Here is a 15771-nt window from a genome sequence, read left to right on the forward strand (position 1 = left end):
ATCTCGTCCTAACAATGAGGTACGCAACAGGCATACCTCATTCAGTTCTATGTGTAGCTCAATCCTACCCTGTAAGTCAGACAGCTCACAACTTCATTACTATGCTGCTGAATCTGTATATATTGTAATTTTCTACTAAAGTTAACTAATACATAGTTTTATTAACTTGTTGAAAATGGACTTTGTACACGCGGTTTTATCAAGTTCTGTATTCATTGATGACTAAAGGAATAGCAAGTTGTGAATCAAATATGCCTTAAAGCCCTACAAGCAAGCCAATACACAGAAGTGATAGACTTACTGTCAAATCCTATTGCGATTGTTGACTATAACGGCGTGATCCAGCTGGTGAACAATAGTTGGAAAAACTTTGCATGCTTCAAGCGCTACAATGTTAATAATTGGGTTGGCTTAGACTATCTAAAATTTCACCAGCAAAATGAGCAAACCGCCTCCTCACAAACCAGTATTACTCAAACCTTAGGGAAAATACTCAGCAAAGATGTCGATTATGTTCAAGTTGAATATAAATGTGAAGAAAAGGGTTGCAGTCACTTTTTTCAACTCTCGGCTAATAAGGTAAGAATTAATCATACAGATTACCTAATGGTGAGCCATGAACAAGTATTGGCAAAAGAAGAACTAATAAAAAGCCAACAGCGCTTAAAAATCGCTGCCAATGCTGCCCAAATCGGTATTTGGGACTACGACTTAAAACAACAAGCTCTGCATTGGGATAACTGGATGTTCAAACTTTACGGTTTAAGCCCCGATAAAACCCAAGCTACCTACCAGATTTGGAAAAATAGTGTTCATCCCGAAGACTTAGCACATGCAGTCAGAGACTTTAATAAAGCTGTCAGTACTGGAGAAAACTTTGATAGTGAATTTAGAATTATTAGAGGCGATGGCGAGATTAGGCATATTCAAGCATCTGCCAAGGTTATTACCGATAAACAGAAGCTTGCGATACGGCTTATCGGATCAAATATCGATATCACCCAAAGTAAAAAATCTGAGAATAAAATTTATGAGTTAGCTAATTTTGACCACCTAACCAAACTTCCTAATACACGCTTACTTAAAGATAGGCTCAGCCAGTCATTGGTGCTGAACCGTAAATTAAGGTCCTTTAGTTCTCTATTATTTGTCGATTGCGACCATTTCAAAACCGTGAATGACCTCTACGATCATAATATTGGTGACCATGTGTTAGTCAAGCTTGCTGATAGAATTAAAGATAGCTTAAATGCAGAAGCCACCATTTGCCGACAAGCTGGCGATAAGTTCATCGTGTTTTTGCCTCATGTTTCTAATGAAAAAGTTGATGCTATGGGACTAGTCAAATCTATCGGCAGAAAATTACTACACAAAATACAGCAGCCGTTAAAAGTTAAGGGGATCAACTTTAAATTGACAGCAAGTATCGGGATAACACTATTTAATGGAGCTAATCCTTCAACGGAAGAACTATTAAAACAAGCCGAGCTCGCGATGTACAAAGTGAAAGAGTCGGGGCGTAATAACATGAGCTTTTATGACCCGCAAATGCAGACTGAAATTATACAACGTAAGCAGATGGAGACTGATTTAGAACAAGCCATTATCAATGATGAGTTTAATGTCTTCTATCAAGCGCAGGTATCAGCGGAGTATGGAGTTACTGGTGCTGAAGCCCTATTGCGTTGGTTCCACCCCAAAAAAGGATTAATCTACCCAGATAGCTTTATCCCTTTATTAGAAGAAACAGGACTTATCATTACTGTAGGTGAAAAAGTCCTCCATGATGGATGTAAAAAACTGCAGCAATGGTCGAGAACCCCAGAGTTCAAAGCATTAACCTTATCAATTAACGTTAGTGCTGTGCAATTACGCCACGAAGGATTTAGCGACTATATCAAGCAACTTGTGACTCAATTTCAAGTGCAGCCAGGAAAACTAAAACTCGAAATAACTGAAAGTATTTTCATTGAAAATATCAATGCGACCTGCGCCATAATGAATGACTTAGCGAGCTATGGAGTGCTATTTTCTCTTGATGATTTTGGTACCGGGTTTTCGTCACTTTGCTATTTAAAATCACTTCCCTTAGCCCAGCTAAAAATCGATAAATCTTTTATTAAAGATCTTTCAATCAATAACAGTGACATTGCTATATCACAAACAATTGTCAATCTTGCTAATAGCTTACAATTCGACGTTATTGCTGAAGGGGTTGAATTTGCAGAGCAAAAGGAGCTTTTACAACAAATTGGTTGTAATAACTATCAAGGTTATTACTTTCACCGCCCTGCCGAAGAAGATAAGTTTGAAGCATTCACACTCGCTTACAACAGTAACTCTATTGCAAACAAGAGTGCTCAGGGTAACCTAGAAATAGATAATAAAAACGCCCGATTAAGGGCGTAATTAAAATTGGCTAGTGCAGTATTTTTCCGCTTGATACTAGCTTTTAACTTCTAATACTTCTGGTACTTGTTGCTCATCAATACGAGTAACCAACAGCTGATCAACCTTATAGCTGTCGACATCAACAACTTCAAACTTGTAACCAGCGTGTACCACTGAATCTGTACATTTAGGGATTTTTCGCAGCATAAACATCATAAAACCGGCTATGGTTTCATAGTTATGATTTTGCGGAAACTCTTCAATATCGAGAGCACGCATCACATCAATAATTGGCGTAACACCATCCATTAACCAAGAGCGTTCATCACGAGCGATAATTTGCTCTTCACTTTCAGGTAAAGACCAAGCCCCCATCACCGCATCTTGCAGATCTTTAGCGGTAACGACACCAACAACAAGCGAGTACTCATTCATAACAATAGCAAAATCGGCACGACTGTTTTTGAAGTAGTCCATAGATTCCGACAAGCTCAAGGTGTCTGGAATAATAAAGCAATTAGTTACTAAGTTTTTATCTTTAAGACTGATGGTTTCACCATTAATAAGATAAATCAGTAATTTTTTGGCATTCACAATCCCCACAACGGTGTCTAACTGTTCATCACAAACAAGAAAGTTTGAGTGAGGCTGCTCTGCAATCTTAACCTTGATCTCTTCTTCACTATCTTGCAGTAAAAAATAAGCCAAACTTTCGCGAGCTGTCATTGCAGCAGTGACTGGAATGGTTTGCATCTCAAACACTTTTTCCATCATCAGCTGATCGCCTTTATCAAGTACGCCAGCCTCAGCGCCTGCATCCATCACTGCATAAATATCATCTGAGGTAACAGCATCATTGCGCGCAGTTTGCACTTGAAACACACGAAACACAAAGTTAGCTGAACCATTAAAGAACCACACCAGCGGCTTTAATACTACAATGCAAACCATCATAGGGCCGACAAAGGTCATGGCGACTTTTTCAGGAAATGCCATTGCTAAACGCTTAGGAATAAGGTCAGCAATTAAAATAAATAAGCTAGTCACTAAAGCAAATGATAATAAGAAACTAGTTTTATCCAGCCAAGGGCCGTCTAGCCATGAAGATAAAAAGGCATGAATATGTGGTGTAAATGCTGATTCACCTACGATACCGCCCATAATCGCTACGGCGTTTAAACCTATTTGCACCACAGTAAAGAAGTTACCTGGCTGCTCTTGCAATAACAGCACTTTATCGGCGCGAATATCGCCTTCGGCCGACAATTGACGCAAACGAATTTTACGACCAGCCGCGAGCGCAATTTCTGACATAGAAAAGAAACAACTGACTCCGATGAGGAGTAATATAATGACAGCATTATCAAAGAAGCTCATTTAGCACCTATCCTAAAACTAAAAACACACCTAACTTATTACTGCATTTAATTATTTCGACTTCGGTGATAACAAACCCACCTAAGCAAATTTAAGTATAATGACCAAGCACTATTTGCGCGAGCGCGGAGTATATCCGCAATGCAGATAACGCACCAGCTAATAAATTAGACAATGTGAGCGATTAATTTTTTATCTATTTAACTAAAGTTTACAGTGTTAACTAAGCCGCTGATTGTATAGAGAACAGCCAAGCACACCAGCCGAAAACTAACGCTCACTAAGACTGTTAGCAGTCATTTATCGCGGTAAATCTCTCTATGAATAAAGTAACAAAACGCCTAATAATCACGCTTGTTGATTTATTTTGACTTACTAACAGGCTTTTTAGAAACAAAGTCTTTAGCACTGCGCTTATTTTGGCTGCGGCGGTTGGCCTTTTTATCCCGCGGTGCGCGCTTACTTGCACCTGATGACGGTTTATCGGTGACTTCAAACCCAGTTAACGCTTCAAGCTTAAATGTGCGCTGCGTTAATGCTTCAATTGCCGCCAGAGTATCCGATTCACCATGGCACACGAGTGAAATGGCAATGCCATTGGCTCCCGCTCGCGCTGTACGGCCAATTCTGTGTACATACACAGGAGCACTAGTTGGCAGTTCAAGGTTTATCACCACAGGCAAGGCATCAATATGGATCCCTCGCGACAACAGATCTGTGGTCACCAATACTTGTAACTCGCCGGCTTTAAAATCGCTAAGGGTTTGCTCTCTTTGCTGATGGTCTTTATCACCATGCAGCGCTGATGCATTAATCCCAGCTTTAACCAATCGCTTAGTGAGTTTATCAGCCTCATCTTTGGCATTAATAAACACTAATACCTGCGACCATTTATGGGCTAATACAAGGGCTATTAACGCCCTCGCCTTATCACCTTTATTGACTAAATAGAGCAACTCCTTAATGTCGCTCACCACACTGTTAGCCGCTTGCGCACTCACCTTTACTGGCTGGCGTAGCAAGTTAACCGCTTTATCATTTAACTCTGCTGCCAAAGTGGCTGAAAACAACAAGGTCTGTCTACTCCGGGGAACAAAGCTCAGAATACGTTCAACATCAGGCCAAAAGCCCATATCCATTAGTCTATCAGCTTCATCTAACACCAGTTGTTTAACAGCGTTCAGAGAAAGGCTTTGCTGTTGCAATAAGTCGAGTAATCTGCCCGGCGTTGCCACCACAAGTTGCGGCTTATTCAATGATTGGGCTTGCTGTAACGCGCTTATTTGCGCCGTTTTATCAATGCCACCACATAAAACTGTCACTGCAATACTGCCAGAAAGCAAGCTTATTGCAGTCGCGACTTGCTGCGCTAACTCGCGCGTTGGCACTATCACTAGCCCTTCAATCTCACTGTGATTATTGTTAATCAGGGTTTGCACTATAGGTAAACCAAAGGCATAGGTCTTACCGCTACCCGTTTGCGCTAACGCCAGTAGGTCTTTTCCGGCGAGGACTGCTGGGATGGCAAGCTTTTGAATATCAGTAGCTGCAAGCAGATTATTGGGTAAATTAGATAAGATTTCGGTGCAAAGGTTTAGCTCGGAGAATTTCATAATATGGACTAATATCGACAATTAAGTGGAGTGTAGCGACAGCCAGACTATTAGTAAAATTAAGCGTTTATTTTAGGTCAAAATCCCCGTAAATCATCAAGCCTGAGATCCGTAGTTCAATCAATCGTCTTTAGCATTAAAGAAAACCAAGATTAGAGGCTGATCTCTGAGCGACTTTTAGTGTAAAATCCTCTCTTTCGTCAGCCAAAAGCCGAAGCTATAGCAAACTATCTCTTCGAGCAGGTCTTCAAGCAGGTTTTAAGCATGTCGCCAAGTCAGACTCAAGCTCAGTTTTATCTGTTGCCTAAGGATGTACAGCACGCACCAGCCGCGTCTAAATCAGCGCTGGAGCAAGTGTATTTTCTTGCCTGCCAACTAGCGCAGCGAGCCTTTACTCAACAAGAGCTAGTCTACATTCATTGCCAAGATCAACAGCAAGCTTATGCGATTGATGAATTACTTTGGCAATTTGAACCACAATCTTTCGTGCCGCATAACCTTAAAGGTGAAGGTTCGTTAGGCGGTGCACCAGTAGAAATTGGTTTTGATAGACTTGGTGCCAACAAAAAACGTCATCTTCTGATTAATCTTGCAGACCAAGTGCCGCAATTTGCGGTAAACTTTAACCAGATTATCGATTTCGTTGCTAACGACGATAGCCATAAAGCGATTGCTCGCGATCGCTACAGACAGTATCGCGCACTTGGGATAGCTCTAACGACCCAAGATATAGCAACACAACCTATTAATTTTTAGTTTGAGATAAACACGCTCCCATGGAAAAAACATATAACCCGCAGTCTATAGAACAGTCTCTTTACCAAAACTGGGAAGAGAAAGGTTACTTCAAGCCACACGGCGATGAGTCTCAAGGCAACTATTGCATCATGATCCCGCCACCAAACGTGACGGGTAGCTTGCACATGGGTCACGCCTTCCAAGACACCATCATGGATACGTTAACCCGTTACCAACGTATGAAGGGTAAAAACACCCTTTGGCAGGTCGGTACTGACCACGCAGGTATCGCCACACAGATGTTGGTTGAGCGTAAAGTCGCCGCTGAAGAAGGTTTAAGCCGCCACGATCTTGGCCGTGAAAACTTTATCGACCGTATCTGGGACTGGAAAGCGCAGTCGGGTGGCACTATCACTAAACAGCTACGTCGTCTTGGCGCATCTGTAGATTGGGATCGTGAACGTTTCACTATGGACGAAGGCATGTCTGACGCCGTACAAGAAGTGTTTGTACGCCTATATGAAGATGACCTAATCTACCGTGGTAAGCGCCTTGTGAACTGGGACCCAACCCTGCACACTGCTATCTCTGACTTAGAAGTTGAGAACAAAGAAAAGCAAGGCAGCATGTGGCATTTCCGCTATCCGTTAGCCGATGGCGCTTTAACAGCTGACGGTAAAGACTACCTAGAAGTCGCAACGACTCGTCCAGAAACCATGCTTGGTGACAGCGCAGTTGCGGTTCACCCAGAGGATGAGCGTTATCAATCACTTATTGGTAAGTTTATTCTGCTACCCATCGTAAACCGTCTTATCCCAATCGTTGCTGATGACTATGTGGATATGGAGTTCGGTACAGGCTGTGTGAAAATCACTCCTGCCCACGACTTTAACGACTATGAAGTCGGTAAGCGTCACGAATTACCTATGTACAACATCCTAACTATCGACGCATCGATTCGTTCAAGCGCTGAAGTAGTGAATACCGACGGCACTGCAAACAACGATTTAGATAACAGTTTACCAGAGCGCTATGCTGGTCTTGATCGCTTTAAAGCACGTACCGCTATCGTTGAAGAATTTGAAACACTAGGTTTACTAGGCAAAATCGATCCACACGCATTGAAGGTACCTTACGGTGACCGCTCTGGCGTTGTTATCGAGCCACTATTAACAGACCAGTGGTATGTTGCTGTTGCACCTATGGCTAAGACTGCAATGGAAGCCGTTGAAAACGGTGACATCAAGTTTGTACCACAGCAATATGAGAACATGTACAACTCTTGGATGCGTGACATTCAAGACTGGTGTATTTCACGTCAGCTTTGGTGGGGTCACCGTATCCCTGCATGGTACGACGAAGCCGGTAAGGTTTACGTTGGCCGTGATGAAGCTGAAGTTCGTGCTAAGCACAAGCTTGACGATTCAGTGGTTCTTCGCCAAGATGCCGACGTACTAGATACTTGGTTCAGTTCTGCATTGTGGACATTCTCGACACTAGGCTGGCCTGAAGATACCGCTGAGCTTAAAGCTTTCCACCCAACAGATGTGTTGGTAACGGGCTTTGACATCATCTTCTTCTGGGTTGCCCGTATGATCATGATGACCATGCACTTCATCAAAGATGAAAACGGCAAGCCACAAGTTCCGTTTAAGACGGTTTATGTAACGGGTCTTATCCGTGATGAAGCCGGTAACAAGATGTCTAAGTCTAAGGGGAACGTACTTGACCCATTAGACATGATTGACGGTATTGATCTTGAGTCTTTAGTTGAAAAGCGCACTGGCAACATGATGCAGCCACAGCTTGCCGCTAAGATTGAAAAGAGCACTCGTAAAGAGTTTGCTGATGGTATTGAGCCGCACGGAACTGACGCACTGCGCTTTACTCTAGCGTCTATGGCATCAACTGGTCGTGATATCAACTGGGACATGAAGCGCCTTGATGGTTACCGCAGCTTCTGTAACAAGATCTGGAACGCATCACGTTACGTGCTGATGAACACTGAAGTACAAGCGGATGATGCAAGCGATGATGCAATTGGTGAAGCACTAGATTGTGGTCAACTTCTTGTTGATGGCAAGCCGGGCGAGATGGAACTATCTCTTGCTGATCGCTGGATCATTGGTCTATTCAATGAAACCGTTAAATCTTTTGACGAGCACATGGCGAACTACCGTTTCGACTTAGCTGCCAACACGATTTATGAGTTCACTTGGAACCAATTCTGTGACTGGTACTTAGAGCTAACCAAGCCAGTAATGCAAAGCGGCACAGATGCGCAGCTTCGTGGTACTCGCCATACTTTGGTTACTGTACTTGAGCAGATGCAGCGTCTAATGCACCCAATCATGCCATACCTAACTGAAACTATCTGGCAGCGTGTTAAGCCACTTGCAGCAGTTGAAGGCGATAGCCTGATGCTAGCTCCATTCCCTGAGTATCAAGCCGATAAAGTTGATGCTGCTGCGATGGAAGATCTTGAGTGGGTTAAGCAAGTGATTGTTGCGGTTCGTAACATCCGCGCCGAGCTAAACATCGCACCTTCTAAGCCGCTAAACGCTCTATTACGTGGTGTGAGCGAGCAAGATAAGGCACGCCTTGAAGCTAACCAAACTTTCTTCAAGACGCTAGCTAAGCTTGAGTCTATGACGATTCTAAGCGACGGTGAAACTGCGCCAATGTCAACTACACAGTTAGTGGGCAACATGGAGCTATTGATCCCAATGGCTGGCTTAATCGATGTGGCTAAAGAAGTAGCACGTATCGACAAGTTACTTGAGAAAGCTGCTGGCGAATACAAACGTATCGAAGGTAAGCTATCTAACCAAGGTTTCGTTGCTAAAGCCCCTGCTGCCGTGATTGAAAAAGAACGTGCTAAGCAAGCTGAATATCAACGTGATATGGATAAGCTAACTGAACAGAAAGCTGAACTTGCTAAGCTAGAAGGCTAACTCTAACTAGTTTAACACTGGCTTCCATCACAGAAACTAGACATTAAAAAAGGGCTGTCATCGACAGCCCTTTTTGTTATTTCAATTTTATATTTCAGTCTAACTGCACCGAAACCTAATTAAACCCGGTAATAAGCAACTTCTTGCTGCATTGATTCAGCAAGGCTAGCAAGCTCGAGAGTCGCAGCTTGGGTTTGCTCTGCGCCAGCTGCGGTTTGATCTGAAATATCACTAATATTAGTAATGTTACGATTTATCTCCTCAGTCACTAAGCTTTGCTCTTCAGACGCCGTCGCAATTTGAGTATTAAGTGCATTAATTTGCTCGATACTACTCATTATCTGCGATAGAGCATCACCAGCTTGCTGAGACTTACCTACGCTTAACTTTGCTTGCTCTGTGCCACGCTGCATCATCAACATTGAATCACGTGCCCCGTGCTGCAAACGTTGGATCATTATCTGGATCTCTTCAGTCGAATCTTGAGTACGTTTAGCTAACGAGCGCACTTCATCAGCCACTACCGCGAACCCACGTCCTTGTTCACCCGCTCGAGCTGCTTCAATTGCTGCGTTAAGCGCAAGCAGATTAGTTTGCTCAGAAATCCCTTGAATAACATCCACCACAGAGCCAATTTCATCAGATGACTTAGACAAAGATTGCATAGCCACGGTTGCACCATCCATCTCTGTAGATAAAGTGTCTATCACAGAGATACTTTCATTTACAACCATTTGGCCATGCTGGGCAGCTGTATTGGCTTCTGTTGATGCCGTTGCGGCAGCTTCTGCACTTTGTGCGACATCCCGTACTGTTGCGGTGAACTGATGAATAGCCGCAGCAATCTGTTGAGTCTGTTGTTGCTGGTCTAAAACATTACGCTGTGTTTGGGTTGATACAACTGAGTTCTCTTCCGCAGCGCTAGCTAAGCGAGAAGTCGACACATGAGTATTTTGCACCGCTTGTTGGAAACGAGAAGCTATTTGGTTAACGTAAGAGGCAATATGCGAAAACTCATCGTCACCACCAATTTCAATTCGGCGCGTTAAATCACCACCAGCAATATTATCAGCAGTCTTTTCAAGCTCGGTAACCGACGTACCTACTCTGCGAACAATAAGGGTTAGGCTAATAGTGATAACTAACATGCTGATACTAGAAAACAGCGCAACTAATACCATATACACCTGCATATTTTGATTAAATAGCGCAAATGTTTGCTCCCCCTCTTCAATCTGCAAAGCAAGAAACGACTGCGCTTCTGCAGTAATTGTTTTAAATAGGGGGTTAATTTCGCTTAATAAAACCTGATTGGCAGCCTGATACTTTTCTTGTTGTAATGCTGAAATCGTAGGGGTAAAACCTACCATAACCACTTTATCTAACAAGCTTTTTAACTCATTAGCTTGTTGGCGCTCGCCAGCATCTAAATCTGCACTTAAAATCTTATTTTCAACAATATCTCTTAGAGTCTTAATAGCAGCTTGTGCCTGCGCAATATGCAATGACAAAGGGTGATTGTGCATCTCAGCAAACTCACTACTTGGGTCATGTTGAAATGCCAATAATAGCTCGCTGCGAGCCCTTGCTAACTCACTTAATAAATGGCCAGCACTAATACTATGCTGCATACCTTGGGTATGCAGCTGTTCTATCGAATCACCAGCATCTTGCATGCCTGTAATCCCTTTGTATCCTAAAAATAGGAATGAGATCACCGTTAGAAACACAATAAACTTAAGTTGAAATCTCACTGATTTACACAACGAAGCAAAGCCTGCTTCTGGTTGCTGACTACGACGGATCTCATCGTGCCCCAACTGATCGATTGATACAGACATTATAATCTCTGTTCCTTACATGTACTGGTGGTATCAAAAAATCAACTAAATAAATAAAGGCTTAAGTATCTAGTGACCATTTTTTGCTAGAGCATAGACAAATTGGCCTAATTTGATACACAAAGATAAAGACAGCGTAAGAATTATTGAGGTTGCTCACAGGGTTCCTAAAAATCCTATTCACCCAAATCGTCATTACATAGCTAAAGCTCAGTATTTAAGCAGGCTTAGACTTAATGATGACAGCGCAAATAGTTCGTACCAAGGAGACCTTAATGAACAGAAGAAGCTAAAAAATAAATACTGAGTCAATTTGATGACAACGTCAACAAAATGACTTAACCATTGTTTTTTAACGATATTTAATACATTTAATTGCTTTAAGTATAAAAAATACTCAGAATGTAACCAAATTGCATGGAGTGTTAAAAAAATGAAGCAATGGCTTTTATCGAGTTTTATATTATTAGGCCTATCAGCATGTGGTGGTTCAGATGATCCATCTACTGATGGCAACGAAGGAAATATCACGCCACCTACGGCTCAAGCACCGACAGTGGAATTAGGTGATCCTATTACCGCATGGAATGACAATCAGTTTACGGTGTCGGCCGATGTAGCAACTTATGCTACTGGAACGCCTAGCTTTGAATGGCAACAACTTTCAGGCCCTGAGGTCGTATTATCCAACTTCAGCATAGATAACGTGACTATCGATGCCACTGCATTAGAGAACAACGCTCAGATAACACTCAGTTTAAGTGTTACCGACAGCATTAATCAGACGGCCACCGATAGCATCACCCTGCAATTAAACGATAAAATCAGCACTGCAATGCTTAGTGGAGATGCCGCTATCGCACAAGGCCAATCTCCCAAAATAATAAAACGGGCGATAAAGCATATTGAACAATACCGGGCTGATGGTGCTTCACTGTTAAATGAAATCTACCAAAAAGACGCTGTTGTATACGATCAGGGGCGCCATTCACAGATGATTAGCTTATCTGGTGCAGAACATGCTTATCCACAAAGTAAGGCCTACGCCATTGTTACCGGCAATAAGGGACTAACCTTTGCCGCGACTAACGATATTGAGGGTCAGCGAAATGCTGCCTTCGGAACCGATATTATTTCGAGCATGGAGCAAGGTAACAACTCAGCGTTTGAAGCCAGCTTCAAACGTTTATTAGCCTGGATGTTGGCTCAAGATGAAGCCTCGGCAACAGAAGTGCAGCAAGTAAGACTGTTTTTGATGAGTGGTAATACTGTCACTCGTATTAATAATTGGATTGGCAAGCACTACCCAAATTGGCAGGTAGAAGCCTGTAGTGATGCCGACAGTTTAAGCCGCTGCTTGAGTGAAGCGCAACTCGTTATCACAGGCTCTTCAGAACTATTTACTACCGACACAGTAAAGCCCCTTATTGCTCAAATCCAGAATAATAAGCAACCCTTACTCTATGTGCACTTGCATAGTTGGAATAGTAAGCCTCTAACTCAAACTGTACTTAATCCTATGGGCTTTGGCATGCAAGGGCCTGGTGGCCCAGGCAACTACTTCGCCCAAGATAAAGCCGATTGGTCGTCAGTCACAGCGATGCTCAAAAACTTCAGTGCCTTGGAAAAAGAGCAGTTGTGGTTAGCTATGTTTGATTCTCAGCAAGTCGATTTTAACTTAGCCAACTGCGCAAGTAGTTGTGACGACCTATTTAGTAGTGCTTATCGTTCCGCGTTATCAAGAATACGCAGCAATATTCAAACCATAGAAAGCAATAAAATCGATATATTCAGTCAGCCAGATTACTCGCTGTATAAGTTACTAATCCTTTTAGGAGACAACTACCGCCAAGATATTCAGTATCCGATGGATGTCATCACAACTGACTCTTTGAACTACCTAAAAGCTTATTACGCCAACCATAGCGTATATAACTACCGTGATATCAATGCCGTACCAAAAGATTTAGGTAACTTTAGCCGCACCGACTTTAGCCATGTAACGCCAACAAACAAAGACGTAAGCTTAACAAGCAAGAAAGGCTTTCGCTCAGCTGGTGTGTATGCTTTACCAGGGCAAACCGTCAGCATAACGCGTAACGATAATAGTCCTGTCCGTACTTGGATATTTATTAATACACTGCGTTCAGGCTCGACCCATGAGTTTGCAACAAATGGTTATAACCGCCCTAAACTACTACAATCGACTCATATCGAAGTAAAAGCAGGTGAAACCATTAAGTTCACCAGTCCCTATGGTGGCCCAATGCAAGTTAACTTCGACGTCGGAGACTTTGCTACCGAGTTTACTTTTAAACAAGTTGGGCTACACCCATATTGGCGTAACGGCATTGATGGCAACCAATTTATGCAAGCATTGGCAGCTAACCAATATGACTGGGCAGAGCTCGCAACTGATCACTTCGAGGTTCACTCAAAACTCGATAAAATGCAACAAACTATGGACCATGAGCCACTTTGGAATACACCAGAAAAGATGGCCGATGCAATTATGACTCAGGTACATAATTACCCACATTTACTCGCTGGCTTTAAAGGACCATTTATCGATGAAGTCTCAGAAATCACCGATTTTGCCGCCAGCAAAGGTTGGCAAATAGATACCATTGATACCGTTAAACATATGAATGCCGACCAACCAACTTGCGGCGCAGGTTGTTCAGGTAATCCTTACGATGCTAGCTGGTCATTTAGCCCTACTGGCCATGGCGATATCCATGAACTTGGCCACGGCCTCGAGAAAGGTCGTTTGCGCTTTGATGGTCATGATGGTCATGCTTCAACTAACCCTTACTCTTACTACACAAAGTCACGCGCTTACACTGAACTTGGAAAGCTGCCTTCATGCCAAGGGTTAAATATTGATGATGAGTTTGCAGTGTTACAGGCTAGCGTTAATCAAGCAGATCCCTTTGCTTACATGCAGGCAGCTAAACTAACCAGTTGGTCAAATGGCATGGCAACCATGTTACAAATGATGGTTGCAGCCCAAAAGCACGGCGCGCTAGAAAATGGCTGGCACCTACTTGCTAGAGTGCATATTTTGCTACGAGAGTTTGAAAGGGCAAAAGCCGATGAGCAGACATGGCAGCAAAAGCGAGCCCAACTTGGCTTTGATCAATTTAGCTTAGATGCCGCCCAAAAAATCTCTAATAATGATTTCTTAATGGTTGCAATGAGTTATTCAACTCAGCTCGATTATCGACAGCTGTATCAGATGTGGGGACTGGCAACGACTCAAGCCGCACAATCTCAAGTCAGCTCATTTGGATATACTGCCGTTGCTAAACAGGTTTATATTTATGCGCCCGGTGATTACTGTAAGAGCCTAGACTTGCAGCCTGTTGCTGTTGACGGTGTTTCACCTTGGCCACTATAACTATCACCTAGAGTCCACCAGACAAAGCCATCTGATTTTTAGATGGCTTTTTATTTGCTTGAATACTACGTTTACAACATCAACAATATAGATTAAGTTTTAAACAGAGATATTTAACTTGAGTCTTGAAATAGGTAGATTTTTTAGCAAAAAACTTAATTGTTTTAAGGCCAAGATTTGTAATGAAGACAAAAAGGACATCAATTTATGGATACCAACAAGCTGTTACTCATCATCATCGCGATTTTACTACCGCCAGTGGCAGTCTTTCTCAAAAGCGGTGTAGGTAAAGACTTACTGATCAATATTATTTTATGTCTACTGTTCTTTATTCCTGGTTTACTGCATGCGCTCTGGGTCGTGACTAAATAATCCAAAGTTAATCTGTTAATAACTGAAATGTAAAAGCCTAACTCAAAGTCAGGCTTTTATCTTTTATATAATTAAAACCTACTCAAAGAAGCGCTCTGTTCAAGCTGTTGTTTCACTAACTCAATCATTGCTTGGGCTGCAAAAGAAAGGCTTTGCTGCTTGCGCCAAAACAGCGATAACTCCCAGCGTAAGTCTTCACTAGCAAGAGGTACATTTACTACAGCATCAACCCGATAACGTTCAGCAATAATTTGTGGTAACACCATTATCCCCGTGCCCGCAGCCACCAGCGCAATACCAAAATCAGCATGGCTAACTCGAGTAATTTCAGCCGGGACAAAGCCTACGTTATCACAGGCATCTAAAATCAACTCATAAAGGGCATATTCCGGCTCAAACATTACCTGAGCCAGAGAGGCTAAATCTTTAAGCTGTAGTTGTTTAAAGCTTGCCAATGGATGCGTCTTGGGCACAACCACCACCATAGGGTCGTTACGAATACGTAACCCATCAAACTCACCATCAAATGCAATGATCCCAGTTGCGAGCTCTATCTCATTCTTTTTCAGTGCTATCGTCTGTTCAACGCCACCACGCACTAATAACTGCATATCCACTTTAGGGTAAAGCTGCCTAAACTTGGCGATAACCGGGGCAAAGAGCTCTGCACTACCTAATGGTGCTAAACCTAGCTTTAAGCTGCCCCCCGTTAAATGCCGTAAACTATCAAGCTCCAGCAACATATCTTTGCGACCTGCAAGCAACAACTGTGCATGACGATAAACCACTTCACCTGCTGCTGTTAGCTTTATCTGAGTACCGCGCTTTCCTCGCTCTAGCAGCACCATATCGAGTTCTTCTTCAAGCATTTTTATCGCTTTTGAAAGTGCTGGCTGAGTCAAGAATGCAATGCGACTTGCCTTAGCAAAACCACCCGCATCAACTATCTGCGTAAAATACTGTAGCGCTTTAAGATCCATTTAGATAACCATAATTTATAGATTGCATCATTAATATTCATTTTTTCTATTAATTAAGCAAGCGTAAACTAACCTCAACCTATCTAGACTGTTAACGTTGAAATT

9 protein-coding genes are annotated in these 15771 nt (G+C 42.6%); 5 read left to right on the plus strand and 4 right to left on the minus strand.

Features of this window, described 5'->3' with window-relative positions; all coding sequences use genetic code 11:
• Positions 1–240 precede the first annotated feature (240 nt).
• Positions 241–2409 carry a putative bifunctional diguanylate cyclase/phosphodiesterase gene (locus AB4298_RS09140; RefSeq protein WP_371986425.1) on the plus strand — a complete coding sequence of 723 codons (2169 nt, stop codon included), beginning with the start codon at positions 241–243 and terminating at the stop codon, positions 2407–2409.
• Between the two features lie 36 nt (positions 2410–2445).
• Here the strand turns inward: AB4298_RS09140 and paeA are convergent, their stop codons facing one another.
• Together paeA and AB4298_RS09150 are read right to left on the minus strand one after the other, a co-directional pair.
• Positions 2446–3768 carry a polyamine export protein PaeA gene (gene paeA / locus AB4298_RS09145; protein WP_248997677.1) on the minus strand — a complete coding sequence of 441 codons (1323 nt, stop codon included), beginning with the start codon at positions 3766–3768 and terminating at the stop codon, positions 2446–2448.
• 362 nt (positions 3769–4130) lie between these two features.
• Positions 4131–5381, minus strand: coding sequence for a DEAD/DEAH box helicase (locus tag AB4298_RS09150; RefSeq protein WP_371986427.1), 1251 nt, complete (start codon positions 5379–5381; stop codon positions 4131–4133).
• Positions 5382–5645: 264 nt separating this feature from the next.
• Here AB4298_RS09150 and AB4298_RS09155 point away from each other — a divergent pair, with 264 nt between their 5' ends.
• Both AB4298_RS09155 and AB4298_RS09160 read left to right on the plus strand, forming a co-directional pair.
• Positions 5646–6137: a DNA polymerase III subunit chi gene (locus tag AB4298_RS09155; RefSeq protein WP_248997679.1), complete on the plus strand. Its 492-nt coding sequence runs from the start codon at positions 5646–5648 to the stop codon at positions 6135–6137.
• A 20-nt stretch (positions 6138–6157) separates the two neighbouring features.
• Positions 6158–9073: a valine--tRNA ligase gene (locus AB4298_RS09160; protein WP_248997680.1), complete on the plus strand. Its 2916-nt coding sequence runs from the start codon at positions 6158–6160 to the stop codon at positions 9071–9073.
• 119 nt (positions 9074–9192) lie between these two features.
• On the opposite strand, the gene AB4298_RS09165 is transcribed toward AB4298_RS09160, so the two are convergent.
• Positions 9193–10914 carry a methyl-accepting chemotaxis protein gene (locus AB4298_RS09165; protein WP_371986429.1) on the minus strand — a complete coding sequence of 574 codons (1722 nt, stop codon included), beginning with the start codon at positions 10912–10914 and terminating at the stop codon, positions 9193–9195.
• 433 nt (positions 10915–11347) lie between these two features.
• On the opposite strand from AB4298_RS09165, the gene AB4298_RS09170 reads away from it, so the two are divergent.
• Together AB4298_RS09170 and AB4298_RS09175 are read left to right on the plus strand one after the other, a co-directional pair.
• Positions 11348–14314 carry an ImpA family metalloprotease gene (locus AB4298_RS09170; protein ID WP_371986430.1) on the plus strand — a complete coding sequence of 989 codons (2967 nt, stop codon included), beginning with the start codon at positions 11348–11350 and terminating at the stop codon, positions 14312–14314.
• 207 nt (positions 14315–14521) lie between these two features.
• The gene (locus tag AB4298_RS09175) at positions 14522–14686 is read left to right on the plus strand and encodes a YqaE/Pmp3 family membrane protein (protein ID WP_012144718.1); all 165 of its coding nucleotides are present in this window, start codon (positions 14522–14524) and stop codon (positions 14684–14686) included.
• 71 nt (positions 14687–14757) lie between these two features.
• Here the strand turns inward: AB4298_RS09175 and AB4298_RS09180 are convergent, their stop codons facing one another.
• Positions 14758–15666, minus strand: a complete 909-nt coding sequence (locus tag AB4298_RS09180) for a LysR family transcriptional regulator (protein ID WP_371986431.1) — start codon at positions 15664–15666, stop codon at positions 14758–14760.
• Between the last annotated feature and the right edge of the window lie 105 nt (positions 15667–15771).

Origin of the sequence: Shewanella sp. 10N.261.52.F9 (assembly GCF_041471165.1) — a bacterium.
Taxonomy (GTDB): domain Bacteria; phylum Pseudomonadota; class Gammaproteobacteria; order Enterobacterales; family Shewanellaceae; genus Shewanella; species Shewanella marinintestina.